This window comes from Frigoribacterium endophyticum, from assembly GCF_011759585.1.
In the GTDB taxonomy this organism is placed as follows: Bacteria; Actinomycetota; Actinomycetes; order Actinomycetales; family Microbacteriaceae; genus Frigoribacterium; species Frigoribacterium endophyticum.
This window is the reverse complement of the sequence record NZ_JAAOYV010000002.1, coordinates 603767-621862: the sequence shown is the minus strand read 5'-3', so window position 1 is coordinate 621862 and position 18096 is coordinate 603767. Positions and strand designations below refer to the sequence as shown.

Annotated in this window: 16 protein-coding genes; 10 read left to right on the top strand and 6 right to left on the bottom strand. The window is 75.0% G+C overall.

The genetic code is table 11. The features are described 5' to 3' along the window. Nucleotides 1-106: 106 nt before the first annotated feature. From FHR77_RS15615 to FHR77_RS10195, 4 genes are all read left to right on the top strand, one after another. Nucleotides 107-865 (top strand): TetR/AcrR family transcriptional regulator, encoded by a 759-nt coding sequence (locus FHR77_RS15615; protein ID WP_341777322.1) that lies wholly within the window; start codon nt 107-109, stop codon nt 863-865. Continuing rightward, nucleotides 862-2622 (top strand): MDR family MFS transporter, encoded by a 1761-nt coding sequence (locus FHR77_RS10205; protein ID WP_167260054.1) that lies wholly within the window; start codon nt 862-864, stop codon nt 2620-2622. Before FHR77_RS15615 ends, FHR77_RS10205 begins: the two co-directional genes overlap by 4 nt. Next, nucleotides 2619-3044, top strand: a complete 426-nt coding sequence (locus FHR77_RS10200) for a DoxX family protein (RefSeq protein ID WP_056056874.1) — start codon at nt 2619-2621, stop codon at nt 3042-3044. The genes FHR77_RS10205 and FHR77_RS10200 overlap by 4 nt, the downstream gene beginning before the upstream one ends. An 84-nt stretch (nt 3045-3128) precedes the next feature. Next, nucleotides 3129-3995, top strand: coding sequence for an SDR family NAD(P)-dependent oxidoreductase (locus tag FHR77_RS10195; protein WP_167260052.1), 867 nt, complete (start codon nt 3129-3131; stop codon nt 3993-3995). 60 nt (nt 3996-4055) lie between these two features. Here the strand turns inward: FHR77_RS10195 and FHR77_RS10190 are convergent, their stop codons facing one another. Further along, the gene (locus tag FHR77_RS10190; protein ID WP_167260050.1) at nt 4056-4391 is read right to left on the bottom strand and encodes a hypothetical protein; all 336 of its coding nucleotides are present in this window, start codon (nt 4389-4391) and stop codon (nt 4056-4058) included. 72 nt (nt 4392-4463) lie between these two features. Between FHR77_RS10190 and FHR77_RS10185 the strand changes: the two genes are divergently transcribed. The 4 genes from FHR77_RS10185 to FHR77_RS10170 all read left to right on the top strand — a co-directional run bounded on the left by FHR77_RS10185 (nt 4464) and on the right by FHR77_RS10170 (nt 10562). After that, on the top strand, nt 4464-7115 hold the full coding sequence (locus FHR77_RS10185; protein WP_167260048.1) for a phosphoenolpyruvate carboxylase: 2652 nt from the start codon (nt 4464-4466) through the stop codon (nt 7113-7115). A gap of 91 nt (nt 7116-7206) precedes the next feature. Next, nucleotides 7207-8478: a sensor histidine kinase gene (locus FHR77_RS10180; RefSeq protein ID WP_243861646.1), complete on the top strand. Its 1272-nt coding sequence runs from the start codon at nt 7207-7209 to the stop codon at nt 8476-8478. Nucleotides 8479-8566: 88 nt separating this feature from the next. Continuing rightward, the gene (locus tag FHR77_RS10175; RefSeq protein ID WP_167260046.1) at nt 8567-9307 is read left to right on the top strand and encodes a response regulator; all 741 of its coding nucleotides are present in this window, start codon (nt 8567-8569) and stop codon (nt 9305-9307) included. Nucleotides 9308-9539: 232 nt separating this feature from the next. Next, the gene (locus tag FHR77_RS10170; RefSeq protein WP_243861826.1) at nt 9540-10562 is read left to right on the top strand and encodes a BMP family lipoprotein; all 1023 of its coding nucleotides are present in this window, start codon (nt 9540-9542) and stop codon (nt 10560-10562) included. Nucleotides 10563-10762: 200 nt separating this feature from the next. Here FHR77_RS10170 and FHR77_RS10165 read toward each other — a convergent pair whose 3' ends face one another. The 3 genes from FHR77_RS10165 to FHR77_RS10155 form a co-directional block, all read right to left on the bottom strand. Continuing rightward, nucleotides 10763-11587 carry a carbon-nitrogen hydrolase family protein gene (locus FHR77_RS10165; protein WP_167260044.1) on the bottom strand — a complete coding sequence of 275 codons (825 nt, stop codon included), beginning with the start codon at nt 11585-11587 and terminating at the stop codon, nt 10763-10765. A gap of 35 nt (nt 11588-11622) precedes the next feature. After that, on the bottom strand, nt 11623-14427 hold the full coding sequence (locus FHR77_RS10160; protein ID WP_167261316.1) for a molybdopterin-dependent oxidoreductase: 2805 nt from the start codon (nt 14425-14427) through the stop codon (nt 11623-11625). Between the two features lie 92 nt (nt 14428-14519). Beyond that, on the bottom strand, nt 14520-15410 hold the full coding sequence (locus FHR77_RS10155; protein WP_167260042.1) for an FAD binding domain-containing protein: 891 nt from the start codon (nt 15408-15410) through the stop codon (nt 14520-14522). Between the two features lie 42 nt (nt 15411-15452). On the opposite strand from FHR77_RS10155, the gene uraD reads away from it, so the two are divergent. After that, nucleotides 15453-15995, top strand: a complete 543-nt coding sequence (gene uraD, locus FHR77_RS10150; RefSeq protein WP_167260040.1) for a 2-oxo-4-hydroxy-4-carboxy-5-ureidoimidazoline decarboxylase — start codon at nt 15453-15455, stop codon at nt 15993-15995. Next, nucleotides 15992-16318 carry a hydroxyisourate hydrolase gene (gene uraH, locus FHR77_RS10145; protein WP_167260038.1) on the top strand — a complete coding sequence of 109 codons (327 nt, stop codon included), beginning with the start codon at nt 15992-15994 and terminating at the stop codon, nt 16316-16318. Before uraD ends, uraH begins: the two co-directional genes overlap by 4 nt. Nucleotides 16319-16395: 77 nt before the next feature. On the opposite strand, the gene FHR77_RS10140 is transcribed toward uraH, so the two are convergent. Both FHR77_RS10140 and pucL read right to left on the bottom strand, forming a co-directional pair. Further along, nucleotides 16396-16911, bottom strand: a complete 516-nt coding sequence (locus FHR77_RS10140; RefSeq protein ID WP_167260036.1) for a deaminase — start codon at nt 16909-16911, stop codon at nt 16396-16398. A gap of 71 nt (nt 16912-16982) precedes the next feature. Then, a complete protein-coding gene (pucL, locus tag FHR77_RS10135; RefSeq protein ID WP_167260034.1) occupies nt 16983-17891 on the bottom strand; it encodes a factor-independent urate hydroxylase in 909 nt (302 codons plus the stop codon). Nucleotides 17892-18096 lie beyond the last annotated feature (205 nt).

Sequence of the window (18096 nt, the reverse complement as noted above, 5' to 3'; positions counted from 1 at the left end):
TGCTGAGAGTTGCACTCTGCCGCCCAGGGTGCAATTCTTCTCGTCGGGCACCGCGCCCTCGGCGACGTCGCCGGCCCGCACCGCGACGATCGAGAGGAGGCGCGACGTGACCGACAGCCCCGTCGAGAGCCCGCCCGAGACCGCGACGGAGCCCGCGCCCGAGACGCTCCCCGAGACCCTCGGCAAGGCCGCGCTCCGGCGGCTGCGGGTGCGCTCCGAGCTCGTCGCCGAGGCCCGCCGCCTGACCGCCGCGGAGGGCCTGGCCGGCTTCACGATCGACGAGCTCTGCACGACGGTCGGCATCTCGCGCCGCACCTTCTTCAACCACTTCGCCTCGAAGGACGACGTGGTCGTCGGCGTCGCCCTCGACGACGACGACGAGCCGCTGGAGGCCTACGCCGCGACCCGCCGCGACCCGGCGCTGCCGCCGTTCGCCACGACCTTCGACGACCTGTCGGCGATGCTCGTCGAGCGGATCCAGCACGTCGGCCTCACCCGCGCCCGCGCCGCCGAGTTCAAGGCCGCGCTCGACCGCGAGCCGCGCCTGCTCGGCAGCGTGATGCGCCAGGGCGACGAGCAGCAGCGGCGCATCGCCGCCGCCGTGGCCGCGCACGAGGGGCTCGACGTCGCCGACCCTCGCGTCGACGTCGTCGTGACCCTGATGACCGGCCTCGCGCAGCGCTCGATGGCCGTCTTCTTCACCGCTCAGGGCGACCAGGCCCAGCGCTTCGACGCGGTGCTCGCCGACCAGCTGCGGCTCGCCCGCGAGCTGCTGGCCGCCGGCGCCGCCGCACCGGTCCGCACCGCCGCCCCCGTGACACCCCCGCTCCGCACGACCGACCGAGAGGCGCCTCGACCCGCATGACGACCACCACCGAGAAGCGGGCCGACGCCCCCTTCCTGCTCACCCAGAGGCGCATCTGGATCATCTTCGGCGCGCTGATCTCGGGCATGCTGCTGTCGAGCCTCGACCAGACCATCGTCTCGACGGCCATGCCGACCATCGTCGGCGAGCTCGGCGGCGTCGAGCACCAGGCCTGGATCACCACGGCCTACCTGCTCGCGACGACGATCGTGATGCCGATCTACGGCAAGTTCGGCGACGTGCTCGGGCGACGCAGCCTCTTCCTCGTCGCGATCGCGATCTTCACCCTCGCGAGCGTCGGCTGCGCCTTCGCGACCGACTTCTGGATGTTCGTCGTCTTCCGGGCGATCCAGGGCCTCGGCGGCGGAGGCCTGATGATCCTGTCGCAGGCGATCATCGCCGACATCGTGCCCGCCTCCGAGCGCGGCAAGTACCTCGGCCCGCTCGGCGCCGTCTTCGGCCTCTCCGCCATCGGCGGGCCCCTGCTCGGCGGCTTCTTCGTCGACCACCTGACCTGGCAGTGGGCGTTCTACATCAACGTGCCCGTCGGCGTCGCCGCGTTCGTCATCGCCTGGATGGCCCTGACCCTGCCCAGCAAGAAGGCCACGAAGAAGGTCGACTGGCTCGGCGTCGTGCTGCTCTCGGCGGCCACCACCTGCCTCATCTTCTTCACCGAGTTCGGCGGGCAGGCCGACCACGGCTGGGGCGCCCCCGAGACCTGGCTGTGGGGCGCCGGCGTACTCGTCGCGGTGAGCCTCTTCGTGCTCGTCGAGTCGCGGGCCGACGACCCGATCATCCCGCTCTCGTTCTTCCGCAACCGCGTGTTCGTGCTCGCCACGGCCGTCGGCTTCGTGCTCGGGATCGGCATGTTCTCGGCCATCGCGTTCGTGCCGACCTTCCTGCAGATGTCGTCGGGCGCCTCCGCCGCGGTCTCCGGCCTGCTGCTGCTGCCGATGATGGCGGGCCTCATCGGCACCTCGATCATCTCGGGCAACCTGATCACGAAGACCGGTCGCTACAAGATGTTCCCGATCGTCGGGACGGTGCTCACCGGCATCGCGATGGCGCTCTTCACGACGCTCACGGCCGACACGCCCCTCTGGCTGATCTGCGTGTTCCTGCTCGTGTTCGGCGCTGGCCTCGGCCTCATCATGCAGGTCGTGGTGCTCGTCGTGCAGAACTCGGTCGACGCCTCGAACGTCGGCACCGCGACCAGCACGAACAACTACTTCCGCGAGGTGGGCGCCGCGCTCGGCGTCGCCATCTTCGGGGCGCTCTTCACGAGCCGCCTCACCGAGAACCTCACCAGCGTCTTCACCGGTGCCGGCGCCTCGGCGGGCGACGCCGCGCAGTCGACGGCGACCCTCGACCCCGCGGCCCTGAACGAGCTGCCCGAGGCGATCCGTCGCCAGGTCGTCGAGGGCTACGCCGACGCGCTGGCGCCGGTCTTCGCCTACCTCATCCCGTTCATCGCCGTGGCGTTCGTGCTCGCGCTCTTCCTGCCGCAGATCGCCCTCAGCGACGTGGCCGGCATGGTCGCCCGCGGCGAGGCCGTCACCGGCGAGGAGGCCGACCGGCTCGAGGCGGAGGCGCGGGGCCGCACTGCAGGAGCGCCCGCCGCCACGTCCGCCGCCGGCGAGACCGCCACCGCCGCCGCCGTCGCCACGGGGGCGCCCGTCGCCCCGCTCGACGGCGCCGTGGGCGACACCGACCCGCACCCCGACTCCCGCCGCACCGACCGAACGGACCGACCATGACCTCGCGCAAGCTCCCCCGCACCTCGGTGCCCCGCACGATCGGCCGGGTGCTGCTCGGCTCCGCGCTGGTCTTCGCCGGCACCAGCCACCTCACCTTCGGCCGCGAGGACTTCCGCGCGCAGGTGCCCGAGTTCGTCCCGCTCAGCGAGGACGTCACGGTGCTCGCCTCGGGCGTCGCCGAGATCTCGCTCGGCGCCGCGCTGATCGCCCTGCGCGGCCGTCGCGTCACGGTCGGCTGGGTCGCCGCGATCTTCTTCACGGTGATCTTCCCCGGCAACATCGCGCAGCTCATCCACCACCGCGACGCGTTCGGGCTCGACACCGACACCAAGCGCGGCCTGCGCCTGCTCGGCCAGCCGCTGCTGATCGCCTGGGCGCTCTGGTCGACCGGAGCCTGGCGCGACCGGAAGCGCCGCCGCTAGCCGCACCGCGCCTCCCGTGCTCCGCCCCGCGCCCCTCCTCCCGCACCCAGGCGGGGCGGGGGGCGCGCGGCTATCGTGCACGGCATGACCGTCACGCTGCCCGCCCCCGCCCGACTCGACGACCGCACGGTCGTGATCACCGGCGCGAGCTCGGGCATCGGCCGCGCTGCGGCGGTCGCCCTGTCGGGCCTCGGCGCCACCGTCGCCGTCGTCGGGCGCAACGCCGAGCGCACCCGCCGCGTCGCCGACGAGGTCGGCGGCCAGGCCTACCTCGCCGACTTCACCGACCTCGCCGCCGTGCGCTCGCTCGGCGAGCAGCTGCTCGCCGACCACCCGCGCATCCACGTGCTGGCGAACAACGCCGGCGGCCTCATGCCCGAGCGCGGCACCACCGGCGACGGCTTCGAGACGACGCTGCAGAGCAACCACCTCGCGGCCTTCCTGCTGACCTCGATCCTGCTGCCGCGGCTCACCGAGACCGCGCAGGACGTCCCGCCGGGCGCCGTCCGCATCGTCCAGACATCGAGCGCCGGCAACCTCATGGGCCGCGTCGACCTCGACGACCTCGACACCTCGACCGGCCCCTGGCTCGGCGGCATGCGGGCGTACGGCACCTCGAAGCTCGCGAACGTGCTCTTCACGCGGGAGCTGGCGCGCCGCCTCCGCGGCACCGCGGTGGACGCCTTCGCCTTCCACCCCGGCTTCGTCGCCTCGAGCTTCGGCGGCGGCGGCCCCGTCGTCAGCCTCGCCAAGAACCTCGCGATCAGCACCGAGCAGGGCGCCGAGCCCCTCGTCCGGCTCGCGGCCGCGGCCTCGGTGCCCGCCCCGAGCGGCAACTACTTCGACCGCCTCAAGGCGCCCGGCCGCGTCGCGGCGCAGGCCGGCGACCGCGAGCTCTCGCGCGGCCTCTGGGAGCGCAGCGCGGCGATGGTCGGCGTCTCCGCCGCCTGACGCACTGCCGCCTGCCGCCCCCGACCGGCGGTGGGTGCAGGTGCAGGCGCAGGCGCAGCGCTACGCGCGGCTGCCGGCCTCGACGACGGTCTCGACGAGGCCGACGTGCGAGACGGCGACGCGGGTCGGCTGGCCGGCGAACGCCGCGGCCCGGCCCTCGCTGGCCAGGTACGTCTGCTCGAGGGCGGTGAAGGCCGCGGCGTCGCCGGGCACGCTGACCGCCCAGGTGAACTGCTCGGCCTCGCGGTCGGCGTACGCGAACTCGACCGTGAAGCCCTGCGCGGTGCGCACGGGCACGATCTCGGCGTGGAACCACGCCAGGAAGTCGTCGAGCACCCCCGGCACCAGGTCGTAGCGGCGCAGCTGGACGGTCTTCGCGGAGGGCTCGAGGCTCATGCCGCCACCCTAGGGCGACCCCGGGGCCCCCGATGTTCGTCACACTCCGCCCGCGTGCCACAGAATGGTCGCGTGACGGACACCGAGACCCCCCGACGCCCTGACGGCACCTCCCGCGACGACGTCCGGGGCGAGGTCGACGCGGCCCTCCGCGCCGACGTGAGCTTCCTCGGCAGCCTCCTCGGGCGCGTGCTCACCGAGGCCGGCGGCCCCGAGCTGCTCGCCGACGTCGAGGCCCTGCGCGCCGCCGTGATCGGCGCGTACGAGGGCGACACCGACGAGGTGGCCAGGGCCCGCGCCCGCGACCTCGTCGAGTCGCTCGACCACGAGCGCGCCGAGCAGGTCGCCCGGGCCTTCACCTGCTACTTCCACCTCAGCAACCTCGCGGAGGAGCACCACCGCGTGCGCGTGCTGACGCGCCGCGGCTCGGGCCCCGACTCCCTGCCGGCCGCCGTCGAGCGGCTGGTCGACGAGCTCGGCGCCGACGAGGCGTCGCGGCGCCTCGCCGAGCTGCGCTTCCAGCCCGTCTTCACGGCGCACCCGACGGAGGCCCGCCGCCGCGCCGTCGCGTCGACCATCCGCCGCATCAGCGACCTGCTCGCCGAGCGCGACATCTCCGCCAACGAGGTGACCGGCGCCGAGACCCAGCGCCGCCTCCTGGAGGAGATCGACACGCTGTGGCGCACCTCGCCGCTCCGCACGACGCGCCCGACCCCGCTCGACGAGGTCCGCACCGCGATGAACGTCTTCGACCAGACGCTCTTCGAGGTCGTGCCGACCGTCTACCGCCTGCTCGACGACCGCCTCCAGGGCGACGGCGCCGGCCGTGAGCCGGTGCGCGCCCCCGCCTTCATGCGCCTCAGCAGCTGGATCGGCGGCGACCGCGACGGCAACCCGCACGTCACCGCCGAGGTCACGCGGGCCGCGGCCGAGATCGCCTCCGAGCACGTGCTGATCGGCCTGCAGCGCGCGACCACGCGCATCGGCAGCACCCTCACCCTCGACGAGGCCGACACCCCCGGCGACGAGGGCCTCGTGGCGCTCGCCGAGCAGCAGCGGCAGCTCGAGCCCGACGTCGCCTCGCGCATCGGCATCCGCTCGCCGAACGAGAGCCACCGCCGCGTGCTGCTGTTCGTCGCGGCCCGCCTCGAGGCGACCCGCCTCGGCCAGGAGCCCCTCGCCTACGGCCGCCCCGACGAGCTGCTCGACGACCTCCGCACCGTGCAGCGCTCGCTGCGGGCCGCGGGGGCCGACCGTGCCGCGAACGGCGAGCTGCAGAACCTCGTGTGGCAGGTCGAGACCTTCGGGTTCCACCTCGCCGAGCTCGAGGTGCGCCAGCACTCGCAGGTGCACCGCACCGCCCTCGAGGAGGCGCGGGCCGGCGGCGAGCTCAGCCCCACCACCGTCGAGGTGCTGGAGGTGTTCCGCGTGGTCGCCGAGCTGCAGCAGCGCTTCGGGCGCCAGGCCGCCTCCCGCTACATCGTCTCGTTCACGCAGTCGTCGGCCGACCTGGCGAACGTCGTCGAGCTGGCCGAGCTCGCGCTCGGCTCGGCCGAGGCGGCGCCCGTGCTCGACGTGATCCCGCTCTTCGAGACGTTCGCGGACCTCGAAGCGTCGACGCGCATCCTCGAGGAGGCCCTGCAGACGGAGCCCGTCCAGCGTCGCCTCGCCGCGAACGGCCGCCGGCTCGAGGTCATGCTCGGCTACTCCGACTCGTCGAAGGACGTCGGGCCGGTCAGCGCCGGCTTCGCGCTGTACGACGCCCAGGCGCGCATCGCCGAGTGGGCCGAGCGCAACGACATCGTGCTGACTCTCTTCCACGGCCGCGGCGGTTCGATGGGCCGCGGCGGCGGGCCGGCCCACGAGGCCGTCCGTGCCCAGCCGCCCGGATCGGTGGAGGGGCGGTTCAAGATCACGGAGCAGGGCGAGGTGATCCTGGCGCACTACGGCAACAAGACCATCGCCGCCCGGCACATCGAGCAGATGGCCGCCGCGACCCTGCAGGCGTCGAGCCCCGCGACGGCCGCGCGCAACGCCGCCGCGGCGGAGCGCTTCGCCCCGCTCGCGACCGCGATGGACGCCGCCTCGAAGGACGCCTTCTTCGGCCTCGTCAAGGCGGACGGCTTCGCCCAGTGGTTCGCGACGGTCACCCCGATGGAGGAGGTGGGCCTGCTCGCGCTCGGCTCCCGCCCCGCGCGGCGCGGCCTCTCGGTCGAGTCCCTGGAGGACCTCCGGGCGATCCCGTGGGTGTTCGCCTGGACCCAGGCGCGCATCAACCTCGCCGGCTGGTACGGCCTCGGCTCCGCGCTCGCCGCGGTGGGCGACGTCGACCTGCTCCGCGAGGCCTACGCGTCGTGGCCGCTCTTCACGACGATGATCAAGAACGTCGAGCTGTCGTTCGCCAAGACCGACGACCACATCGCCCGCGAGTACCTCGGCCTCGCCGAGCGCACCGACCTCGCCGACCGGGTGCTCACCGAGATGGCGCTGACCCGCGAGTGGGTGCTCCGCGTGAGCGGCCACGCCGAGGTGCTCGAGGGGCGACCGGTGCTCAAGCGCTCGGTGCGCCTCCGCAGCCCGTACGTCGACGCGCTGTCGCTGCTGCAGCTGCGGGCGCTGCGGGGCATCCGCCGCGCGGTCGAGAAGGACCCTGCCGACGCCGACCACCGCCTCCTCCTGCTCACCGTGAACGGGATCGCCGCGGGGCTGCAGAACACCGGATGACCCCGGGCGCGGGCACGGGCGCCGGCGTGGGGCCGGGATCTCCGACCTTCGGTCGATCCGGGCCCCGCGGGCCGCTCCGTAGGCTCGCCGCATGACCGCGACAGCACGCCCCGCGAGCCCGCCCCCGCGCCCCGCCGACGTCGGCCGCACGGTCGACGACGACCGCCCGGGCGCCGCGGCGCGCCTCTGGTCGGAGACCTGGCGCTGGATCGTCGCCGCCGTCGTCGGCCTCCTGCTCTTCGTGGTCGTCTGGTTCTCGGACCCCGCGGTGTCCGAGGGCCTCGGCGAGCCCCGCTTCACGATGCTGGTGCTGCTCGACCTCGTGCTCGGGTCGGCCGCCCTCGTGCTCGTGCCCTTCCGGCGACACGCGCCCCTGGTGGTGGCCCTCGTCGCCGTGGCGCTCTGCGGGGCCTCCGCGCTCGGCATCGGCGCCGCGGTGCTCGCCACCGTCTCGCTGGCGACTCGTCGTCGCCCGGTCGAGATCGGCCTCGTGTCGGTCGTCTTCGTCGGGGCGTCGGTGCTCGGCGACCGCATCGTCACGCAGGCCTCGGCAGCGACGCCCCTCTGGCAGCTGGTCGCCGTGTCGGCGCTCGTCGTCGCCCTGCTCGTCGCCGTGGGCCTCTACATCGGGGGCCGCCGCGAGCTGCTGCGCTCGCTCCGCGAGCGGGCCCGCCTCGCCGAGGAGGAGCAGTCGCTCCGCCTCGCCCAGGCCCGCGACCACGAGCGCACGCGGATCGCCCGCGAGATGCACGACGTGCTCGCCCACCGGCTCTCGCTCGTGGCGCTGCACGCCGGGGCGCTCGAGTACCGCGAGGGGCTCGGCGAGGCGGAGACCCGGGCGACGGCCGGGGTCATCCGGGACAACGCCCGGGCGGCGCTCACCGAGCTGCGCGAGGTGCTCGGCGTGCTGCGCGACGGGGCGCGCGGGGGCGACGGGCCCGACGCCGACGCCGACGCCGACTCCGACGTCGCCGCCGCCGCCGCCAGCGCCGCGGCCGTGCCGCCGCAGCCGACGCTGGCGGGCCTCGACGGCCTGCTCGACGAGGCCCGGGCGGCCGGCTCGCCCGTGACGCCGAGGGTCGACGACGACACGCGCCGGGGGCTGGAGGCGCTGCCGACGTCGACCTCGCGGCACGCCTTCCGCGTCGTGCAGGAGTGCCTCACGAACGCGCGCCGTCACGCACCGGGGCAGTCGGTGACGGTCGGCCTCTCGGGGCGCCCGGGGCGCGAGCTGCGGGTGCGGGTCGAGAACCCGACCACCAGCGCGGCGGGGGCGCTGACGGCGCCGAGGGGGTCGGCGGCGCCGAGGGCGTCGGCGGCGCCGCCGACGGCCTCCGCGTGCCCGGGCGCGGCCACGGCCTGACGGGTCTGGAGGAGCGTGCCCGGCTGGCGGGCGGCTCGCTGACCGTCGAGCACGCCGACGGCCGGTTCACGGTGGAGGCGCGGCTGCCGTGGACGAGGTGACCCGCGACTCCCCGGGGCCGGCCCCCGTGCGCGTCGTCGTCGTCGACGACGAGCGGCTGGTGCGCGAGGGCCTGCTGCTGCTGCTCGGCGGCGACCCGGGCATCGAGGTGGTGGGCCAGGCGGAGGACGGCCTGGCCGCCGAGGCCGTCATCGCCCGCACCCGGCCCGACGTCGTGCTGATGGACATCCGCATGCCGCGCTGCAACGGCCTCGACGCCACCGCCCGCGAGCTGCGGCGACGGCCCGACCTCGCGGTGCTCGTGCTGACGACGTTCGACGCCGACGAGATGGTGCTCGGGGCTCTGCGGTGCGGTGCCCGTGGCTTCGTGCTCAAGGACACGCCGCCGGCCGAGCTGGTCGCCGCCGTGCACGCGGCCGCCGAGGGGCGCTCGACGCTCTCGCCGTCGGTGCTCGACCGGGTGATCGAGGTGGCGGCCGGCCGCGGCGGGGGAGCGGGGCAGGGAGCGGGGCAGGGCGGGGGCCCGGGCGACGGCGGGGACGCCGCCGCGGTCGTCGGCGAGGTCGAGCGCTTCGAGCGGCTCACCGAGCGGGAGGCGGAGGTCGCCCGGGCGGTGGCGCGCGGCCTCACGAACGCGCAGGTCGCGGCCGACCTCTTCATCACGCTCGCGACGGTGAAGACGCACGTCGGCCACGTCTACGAGAAGCTCGAGGTGGAGGGGCGGGTCGACCTGGCGATGCTGGTGCACCGGGTCGGGAGGTCGCGCTGACGTCACGCCCCGCCCTCGAGGGCGCGCGCGTCGGCGTCACGGAGGCGGCACGGCGGCCGATCGGTGCCATGATGCTGCTCACCCCTGCAGCATCCCCCAGCCCGGAGGTCTCCCCGTCGTGTCAGTCCGCCCCGCCCGCACCGGCAGCCCCGCCGCCGTCGTCCGCCCCGCCGCCCCGGCCCGCGCGTCGTCCGCTCGTCGCCCCTCGCGCCTCCTCGGGGGCGTCGTCGGCCTGTCGGCCCTCGTGCTGCTCAGCGCCTGCGCGACCGCGCCGAGCGACGACGTCGCCGCGACCGACAGCACGCACTGCGCCCGCATGGTCACGAACTCGGGCGGCCTCGACGACCGGTCGTTCAACCAGTCGAGCTGGGCGGGCCTCCAGGCGGCCCAGGCCGAGGACGGCATCGACGCGAAGGTGCTCGTGTCGACGAGCGAGACCGACCTGGCCCCCAACGTCGAGCAGGCCGTGGGCTCGGGCTGCGGCTTCGTGCTGACGGTCGGCTACGAGCTCGCCGCGGCGACGCAGGAGCAGGCCGCCGCGAACCCCGACATCGACTTCGCGATCGTCGACGAGAGCGTCGAGGGCGAGAACGTCAAGCCCATCCTGTTCGACACGGCTCAGGCCTCGTACCTCGCGGGTTACCTCGCGGCCGGGGTCAGCAAGACCGGCGCGGTGGCGACCTTCGGCGGCGGCAACCAGCCCCCGGTGACGCTGTTCATGGACGGCTTCTCGGACGGCGTCGACGCCTACAACGCCGCGCACGGCACCTCGGTCGAGCTGCTCGGCTGGTCGAAGGAGGCGCAGGACGGCTCGTTCACCGGCGACTTCGAGGACGTCAACAAGGGCAAGCAGCTGGCGCAGGCGCTGATCGACCAGGGCGCCGACGTGATCATGCCGGTGGCCGGCCAGGTCGGCGAGGGCGCGGCCTCGGCGGCCCTCGACGCGGGCGGCGTCTCGGTGATCTGGGTCGACAACGACGGCTACGACACGCTGCCCGAGGAGTACCGGCCGATCATGCTCACCTCGGTGATCAAGGACACCGAGCAGGCCGTGCAGCAGATCGCCGTCTCGTCGACCGACGACTCGTTCACGGCCGAGCCCTACGTCGGCACGCTCGACAACGGCGGCGTCGACATCGCGCCGTTCCACGACCTCGCCTCGTCGGTCCCCGCCGAGCTGCAGGCCGAGCTCGACGCGGTGCGAGCGAGCATCGTCAGCGGCGAGCTCGTCGTCGAGTCGCCCAGCGCGCCGTAGCGGGTGAGGGCGCCGGAGCGCGGCCAGTACGGCCAGAGCTGGCGCTGCCGCGGCCGACCTGTGGGTCCCGTCACCCGGGAAGCACCCACGCCTACCGCTGATCCACTCTGGAGTGGATCAGCGGTGACGGCGGACCCTCCTCGAGGCCCCGAGGGCGCTCTCGAACCGCCGAGCGACGGGCCGGTCCGGAGGCGCGGGGGTCAGCCCTGCGGCCCGCTCGCGACCGCGAAGCGCTGGTTCGCCAGCACGGGCAGCGACCCGCGGGCGGCGTCGACCTGGGCGAGGTCGACGTCGACGACGCGGAGCTCGGGCGCCGCGCCGAGCTCGACGAGCACCTCGCCGAGCGGCGACACGACGACGCTGTGCCCGACCCCGGTGGGCGCGCCGCCCGAGGGCTCGACGCCCTGCGTCGCGGGGTCGCCCTGGCCCACGGCCACGACGACGGTGGTCGTGTCGACGGCCCGGGCCCGGGTGAGCAGCCGCCACTGCTCGACCTTGCCGGGGCCCGCGCCCCACGACGCGCAGACGAGGCTGACGCGGGCGCCCGCCGCGGCCGTCGCGAGGAACAGCGCGGGGAAGCGCACGTCGTAGCAGGTGGCCAGCCCGACGGTCTCGCCCGCCACCCTCACGGTGACGGCCCGGTCGCCCGGCTGCACCGACTCCGACTCGGCGTAGCCGAAGGCGTCGAAGACGTGCACCTTGTCGTAGTGGGCCCCGTCGCCGGGCGTGGGCCCCGCCACCAGCAGGGTGTTGCGCACCCGGCCGTCGTCGCCGGGCGTGAACGTGCCGACCACGACCGTCGTGCCGAGCCGGGCGGCGAGGGCCCGCACCGACGACGCCCAGGGGCCGTCGAGCGGCTCGGCGACCGTGCCGAGGTCGGCGCCGCCGAAGGCGCAGAGCGTCGCCTCGGGGAAGACGACGAGCTCGGCGCCGTCGGCCGCGGCGAGCTCGGCGAAGCGCTCCACCTCGCGGAGGTTCGCGGCCGGGTCGTCGGTGCTGATGATCTGGGCGAGGGCGATGCGCATGGTGCTCCGTACTGTAGGCCAGCGGCTGCGCGGGCTCACCCCCGCGCGAGCCGCCAGAGCCGGTCGCGCGACATGGGCAGCTCGTGCGGCCGCACGCCCAGGGCGTCCCGGATCGCGTTCGCGAGCGCCGGGGCGACCGGGTTGTACGGCGCCTCGCTCATCGACTTCGCGCCGAGCGGCCCGAGGTCGTCGTGGGTCGCCGCGAAGAGCACCTCGGTGCGCGGCACGTCCGAGAACTTGGGCACGCGGTAGTTGCGGAGCGCGGTCGTGGTGACCCGCCCCTCCTCGTCGAGCAGGACCTCCTCGTAGAGCGCCGTGCCGATCGCCTGCGCGGTGCCGCCCTCGACCTGCCCGCGCAGCTGCTCGGGGTTCAGCACGGTGCCGGCGTCGGCCGCCTGGATCGAGCGCAGCATGCGCACCTCTCCGGTCGACCGGTCGACGGCGACGCGGAACGCGTGCACGTTGAACGCGACCGAGCGCGGCGTGCCGTCGTGGCTGCCGTCGGCCGAGAGCGGACCGGCGGCGAGCAGCTGCCCGGCGTCGACGACGACGTGCTCGGGGTCGCCCCCGGGGGTGCGGGAGGCGCGGGTCACGACGACGCCCCCGGTCACCACCTCGGGCAGCGGGCCTCCGTCGACGACCGGCGCCGCGCCTCCGGTGAGGTCGAGCGCCCGCTCCACCATCGCGGCCCGCAGCTTCTGCGCCGCGGCGAGCAGCGCCTTGCCGGCCACGACGACCCCGGCCGACCCGAAGGCGCCGGTGTCGTAGCGCGCCACGTCGGTGTCGCTCTGCCGGATCGTCACGCGGTCGGGCGTGGTGCCGAGCACGGTCGCGACCAGCTGGCCGTGCACCGTGGTCGTGCCGTTGCCGAACTCGGCCGTGCCGACGGCCACGTCGTACCCGCCGTCGGGCCGCAGCGCGACCGACGTGTCGGCGAAGTGGCCGCGGGGCGGCATGGTCGCGATCATCGCGAGGGCCATGCCGGTGCCGACGCTCCAGCTCGGGCCCTCGGGCACGACGTCGGCGGCGGCCACCGCGGGGTCGTCGCTCGGGGTCGCCAGGGCCCGCTCGACGAGGTCGAGGCACTGGTCGAGGCCGTAGCTGCCGTAGAGCAGGTCCGTCTCCTCGTCGGGGTCGGTGACGACCATGGGGTCGCCCGGCACGACGACGTTGCGGCGGCGCAGCTCGAACGGGTCGAGGCCGAGCTCGCGGGCCAGCTCGTCCATCGCCGACTCGACGCCGAAGACGACCTGGCCGAGGCCGTAGCCGCGGAACGCCCCCGACGGCAGGTTGTTCGTGTAGACGCTCTCGGCGTCGACCCGCTTGTTCTCGCAGCGGTACACGGAGGTCGACTCGTGCACCGAGTGGTACATGACCCCGATGCCGTGGTTGCCGTAGGCGCCCGTGTCCATCAGCTGGTCGACGTGCATCGCCGTGAGCAGGCCGTCGCGGGTGGCCCCGAGCCGCACGCGCACGCGCATCGGGTGCCGGGTCGGCACGACCGTGAACTCGTCGTCGCGGCTCATCTCGTACTGCACGGCCCGGCCGGTGCGCAGCACGGCGAGCGTCACGAGGTCTTCGGTGAGGAGCTCCTGCTTGCCGCCGAACCCGCCGCCGACCCGCTTGGTGAAGACCCGGACGGACTCCTGCGGCAGGCCGAAGACGTGCGCCACCTCGTCACGGACGAGGAAGGGCACCTGGCTCGAGGTGCGGAGCACGAGGCGCCCGTCGTCGTCGAGCCACCCCCGCGTGGCGTGCGTCTCGAGCGCCGCGTGGCTTACCCGCTGCGTGCGCCACGTGCCCTCGACGGTGACGTCGGCGGCGGCGAGCGCGGCCTCGACGTCGCCCGTCTCGCCGTGCATCGCGGCCACGGTGTTGCGCTCGGGGAAGGCGATGCGCGAGACCTCGCTCGTCTTCTCGCCGTGCAGCAGCGGGGCGCCGGGGCGTCGGGCCTGCTCGGGGTCGAAGACGGCGGGCAGCAGCTCGTACTCGACGACGACGGCGTCGAGGGCGAGGCGCGCCTCGCGCACCGACTCGGCGACGACGGCCGCGACGCGCTGGCCGCGGAACCGCAGCACGGGGTCGATCACGAGCGAGTCGTCGGGGTCGTCCTCCCGGTCTTCGTGGCGGCCGGTCGAGAACAGCGTCGCGGGGGAGTCGTGGTGCGTGAGTACGGCGTGCACGCCCGGCATGGCCTCGGCGGCCGAGACGTCGATCGACACGACGCGCGCGTGCGGATGGGGGCTGCCGAGCACGGCGAGGTGCAGCAGCTTCGTCGGCGAGCGGAAGTCGAGGGTGTACTCCTCGCCGCCGGTCACGACCCGGAGGGCGGCCGGGGCCGTCGTCGACTGGCCGACGGCCGTGCCCGCGGCCGGCGTCGTCGTGTTGGCGACGCCGCAGATCGCGTCGCCGATCGCCCGGTAGCCGGTGCAGCGGCAGAGGTTTCCCTTGAGCAGCCGGGGCAGGTCGTCGTGGTCGGCCTCGGTGAGGGTCGACGCGGTCACGACCATGCCCGCGGTGCAGAAGCCGCACTGGAAGCCCGCGGCGTCGACGAAGGCCTGCTGCACGGGGTGCGGGTGCTCGACCGTGCCGAGGCCGGCGGCCGTGGTGACGGCGCGGCCGTCGAGGCGGTGCGCCGGCCAGATGCACGAGTGCACGGGCTCGCCGTCGACGAGCACCGAGCAGGCGCCGCAGTCGCCCGCGTCACAGCCCTTCTTCACCGAGTGCACGCCGGCCTCGCGGAGCACCGTGCGCAGCACCTGGCCGGGTACCACCGGCGCGTCGACCGGTCGCCCGTCGACCTCGAACGAGACCGTCCTGCCGGAGGCGCGGCTCGGCACGGCCGCCTCGCTGGCGGTCGCCGGGCCGGTCACGCCGCCGCCGGGGGCGCTGGTGCTGCCGGGGGCGCTGGTGCTGGCTGCTCCTGGGGTGCTCACGCCGTGCCTCCTCGGGTCGGGGTGCCGGTCGACCGGGCCGGGCCCGGTCGGTGGACGAAGGGCCGCGCGGGCGGCGTCGGGGCGGGCGACAGGGCCTCGGCCCGCAGCTCGTGCGCGAAGAGGGCGCTGACGTGCCGTCGCCAGTCGGGGGCGCCGTGCGGGTCGTCGTACCAGGTGTCGACGCGGGAGAGCGAGTCGGCGAGCGCCCGCTCACCGGGCACCTCGTCGAAGCGCAGCTGCTCGGGGCGCGTCGTGCCCGCCGTGACGGTGAGCACCCACTCGCCGTCGGGCGCGGCGCGGCTCGTGACGAGCGTGCCCGAGCGGCCCAGCGGGCTCAGGGCGACGCGGCGGAACCCGGTGCGCGAGCGCAGCGACCCGAGGGGCACCTCGAGCGACCGCAGCACCTCGCCGTGGCGCAGGCTGTTCTCGCGCACGCCCGTGACGAGCTCGACCACGGGCTCGCGGCGCTCGCCGCCGTCGGGGGTCCAGACGACGGCCACGGCGTCGAGGGTGCTGAGCAGCGACGTCATCGCGCCGGCGGGCAGGCTCGTCGCGACGTTGCCGCCGACCGTCGCCGTGTTCCAGATCTTGAACGAGGCGAGCAGGCTCTCGGCGCACTGGCGCACGAGCGGGTGCGCCGCCCAGCCGGGCTCCGCCGGCAGCCGCGTGAGCTCGGCCAGCGTGCACGTGGCCGCGATGCTCAGCACGTCGCCGACGACCTCGAGCGGGGCCCAGCCGAGGGTGGTCAGGTCGACGAGGCCGGTCAGCCCCGGCTGCGGCTCGGAGTACAGCCAGGTGCCGCCGCCGAGCGGCAGCTCGCCGGGGCCGAAGCGGAGCTCGGCCCGCGTCGTCGGGGTGCGCACCTCGCGCACGGTGATCAGGTCCACGACGGCACCCGCCCCGCGGTCGCGGTCAGTACAGTGGCGACCATGATCGACCTCCCCGAGAGCGAGCTGCGCGAGCGGCTGGCCACCGCATTGTCCGTGCAGCGCTGGGTCGACGAGGTGGCCGCGGCGGCGCCGTTCGCCGACGTCGACGCCCTGGTCGGGGCCGCGACGGCCGCGGGCAGCCCGCTCAGCGAGGCCGAGGTCGACGAGGCCATGGCGCACCACCCGCGCATCGGCGAGGCGCCGACCGGCGAGGGGGCCGCGCAGGAGTTCAGCCGGCGCGAGCAGGAGGCGTCGGCGCAGACCGACGACCCGCAGCTCGCCAAGGCGCTGGCCGAGGGCAACGCCACGTACGAGGAGCGCTTCGGCCGCGTCTTCCTCATCCGCGCCGCCGGGCGCAGCCGCGCCGAGATCGTCGACGAGCTCGAGCGCCGGCTGAAGCTCGACGACGAGACCGAGAAGCAGGTCGTGGGCGAGCAGCTGGTCGAGATCGCCGCGCTGCGGCTCCGCCAGATGTTCGGCGCCGCGACGGCCGAGACCGGCCGCACCAGCGAGACCGCGTCGCCGCGGGAGCCCGCCGCGTGAGTCACGTCACGACGCACGTGCTCGACGCGGCGCTCGGCCGCCCGGCCGCCGGCGTCGCCGTCGACCTCAGCGACGAGGCGGGCACGCTGCTCGGCCAGGGCGTCACCGACGCCGACGGTCGCGTCGCGGACCTCGGGCCGGAGGCGCTGGTCGCGGGGGTCTACCGGCTCACGTTCCACACCGCAGCGTACTTCGAGGCCTCGGGCCGCGACTCCTTCTGGCCGCGCGTCGTGCTGGACTTCCAGCTCGCCGACGCGTCGGCCCACCACCACGTGCCGCTGCTGCTCAGCCCGTTCGCCTTCACGACGTACCGCGGCAGCTGACCCGCCGGCCTGGGCGACCGCGGGCCGGGCGACCGGGGGCCGGGCGCCCCCGGCGGTGACGGGCCCTCGCACGGCGCTCAGTAGTCGGTGCGGTGGTCGTGGGCGAGCCAGGCCTCGAACGGCGCCGCGGCGTCGTCGGGGCGCGCGGCGACGACCGGGAGATCCCAGGTGGAGCGGTCGCGGCCGAACAGCTCGTAGAACTCGAGGTCGTCGAAGCCGCCCCGGGCCGCGTCGTGGCGGTCGGCGGCGTAGACCACGCGGTCGACCCGTGCCCAGAGCGACGCCGAGAGGCAGAGCGGGCACGGCTCGCACGACGTGTACAGCGTCGCGCCGGCGAGCGAGAAGTCGCCGACGGCCTGGCACGCCGCGCGGATCGCCGTGACCTCCGCGTGCGCGGTCGGGTCGAGGTTCGCCGTGACGCGGTTCTGGCCCTCGGCCACGAGCTCGCCGTCGCGCACGATCAGCGCGCCGAACGGCCCCCCGCCGGCGGCGACGTTCTCGACCGCGAGCTCGATGGTGCGGGCGAGCCAGCGGGCGTCGTCGGCCTCGGTGGCGGTCGCACGGGTGACGGGTGTGGTGCTCTCTGCGCTCACGGCGCCTCCTGCTCGGTCGGGTGCCGCGGGGGCGGCGGGCGGTGCGGGTCGGGGGGCCACGGCGACGGGGCTCAGGCGAGCCCGGCCGACGCCCGCCAGGCGTCGCCCGCGGGGGCGGCGTCGTCGCGCGTGAGGGTGGCCTCGATCAGACCGTAGGGCCGATCGGCGGCCCAGAACACCTCGTTGTCGTTCGACAGGCCGAAGCGGTCGAGGTCGTAGGCGAAGTGGTGCTTGTTCGGGGCCTTGAGGCGGATCTCGGCGATGTCGGGGTGGGCCTCGAGCACCGCCTTGCCCATGTGCCAGAGCGTCTGCTGCAGCGCCAGCGACTGGAGGGTGGCGAACTCGCGCACCATCAGCGTCTTGACCGAGGCGTACAGGGCGTCCCAGTCGCGGTCGGGGTCGGCCGCCGCCGCGCCGGAGAGCCGCCACTTCGCGTCGAGCGCCGTCGCCATCACGCGGTCGTGGGTCTCGGGCAGGGTCGTGAACTCGTCGGTGAGGAACCCGGCGAACTCCGACCCGGTCGACTTGAGCAGCACGAGCTCCTTGAGGCCGGCCACGACGTGCTCGTCGTCGGCGTCGACCGTGACGGCGGCCGTGCGGACCTCCTGCCCCGTGCGCAGCCAGGTGTGGTCGTGCTCGGCGCCGTCGACGACGGCCCGGGCCCACGCGAACTCCTCGATCTCGACCCGCGCGCCCACGACGGGGCCCACGTCGGCGACGAAGTGGCGCGCCAGGTCGAGGCCGAAGCCCTCGACCGACTGCACGCCGTGCGACTTGGCGAACGCGAAGGCGGTGTTCTTCTGCGTGTCGGTCGGCAGCACCGCCGACTGGTCGCCGGCGAGGTGGGCGGCCTCGAACGGGCCGCGGAGCGCGGTCGTCACGTTGAGGTCGCGGATCTCGTGCCGGGGGGAGTCGCGCACGATGCGGACCAGGCGGGACTCCGCCTTGCCGTACTGGTTGTCGCCGAGGATGATCGCCATGGCCGTGATCCTCACACGCTCGTGTGAACGCCGTGTTTCACGATCGGCCGTTTGTGAACGGCTTGTTTCAGGACGGCCCTCGGGAGGGACGGCCCGTCGCCTAGGGTCGGGAGTCACCCGGGGCCGCCACGGGCCCCGCGCGACCAGAGAGGCCGTCGCCGTGCACCCCGCCCCCGCTCCTCCTCCCGCCGCCCCGCCCGCCGCC

Excerpts from the sequence above, each read along its gene's own strand:
- FHR77_RS10205 (WP_167260054.1), top strand. The coding sequence starts at position 862 with ATGACGACCACCACCGAGAAGCGGGCCGACGCCCCCTTCCTGCTCACC.
- FHR77_RS10200 (WP_056056874.1), top strand. The coding sequence starts at position 2,619 with ATGACCTCGCGCAAGCTCCCCCGCACCTCGGTGCCCCGCACGATCGGC.
- FHR77_RS10195 (WP_167260052.1), top strand. The coding sequence starts at position 3,129 with ATGACCGTCACGCTGCCCGCCCCCGCCCGACTCGACGACCGCACGGTC.
- FHR77_RS10190 (WP_167260050.1), bottom strand. The coding sequence starts at position 4,391 with ATGAGCCTCGAGCCCTCCGCGAAGACCGTCCAGCTGCGCCGCTACGAC.
- FHR77_RS10180 (WP_243861646.1), top strand. The coding sequence starts at position 7,207 with ATGACCGCGACAGCACGCCCCGCGAGCCCGCCCCCGCGCCCCGCCGAC.
- FHR77_RS10165 (WP_167260044.1), bottom strand. The coding sequence starts at position 11,587 with ATGCGCATCGCCCTCGCCCAGATCATCAGCACCGACGACCCGGCCGCG.
- uraD (WP_167260040.1), top strand. The coding sequence starts at position 15,453 with ATGATCGACCTCCCCGAGAGCGAGCTGCGCGAGCGGCTGGCCACCGCA.
- pucL (WP_167260034.1), bottom strand. The coding sequence starts at position 17,891 with ATGGCGATCATCCTCGGCGACAACCAGTACGGCAAGGCGGAGTCCCGC.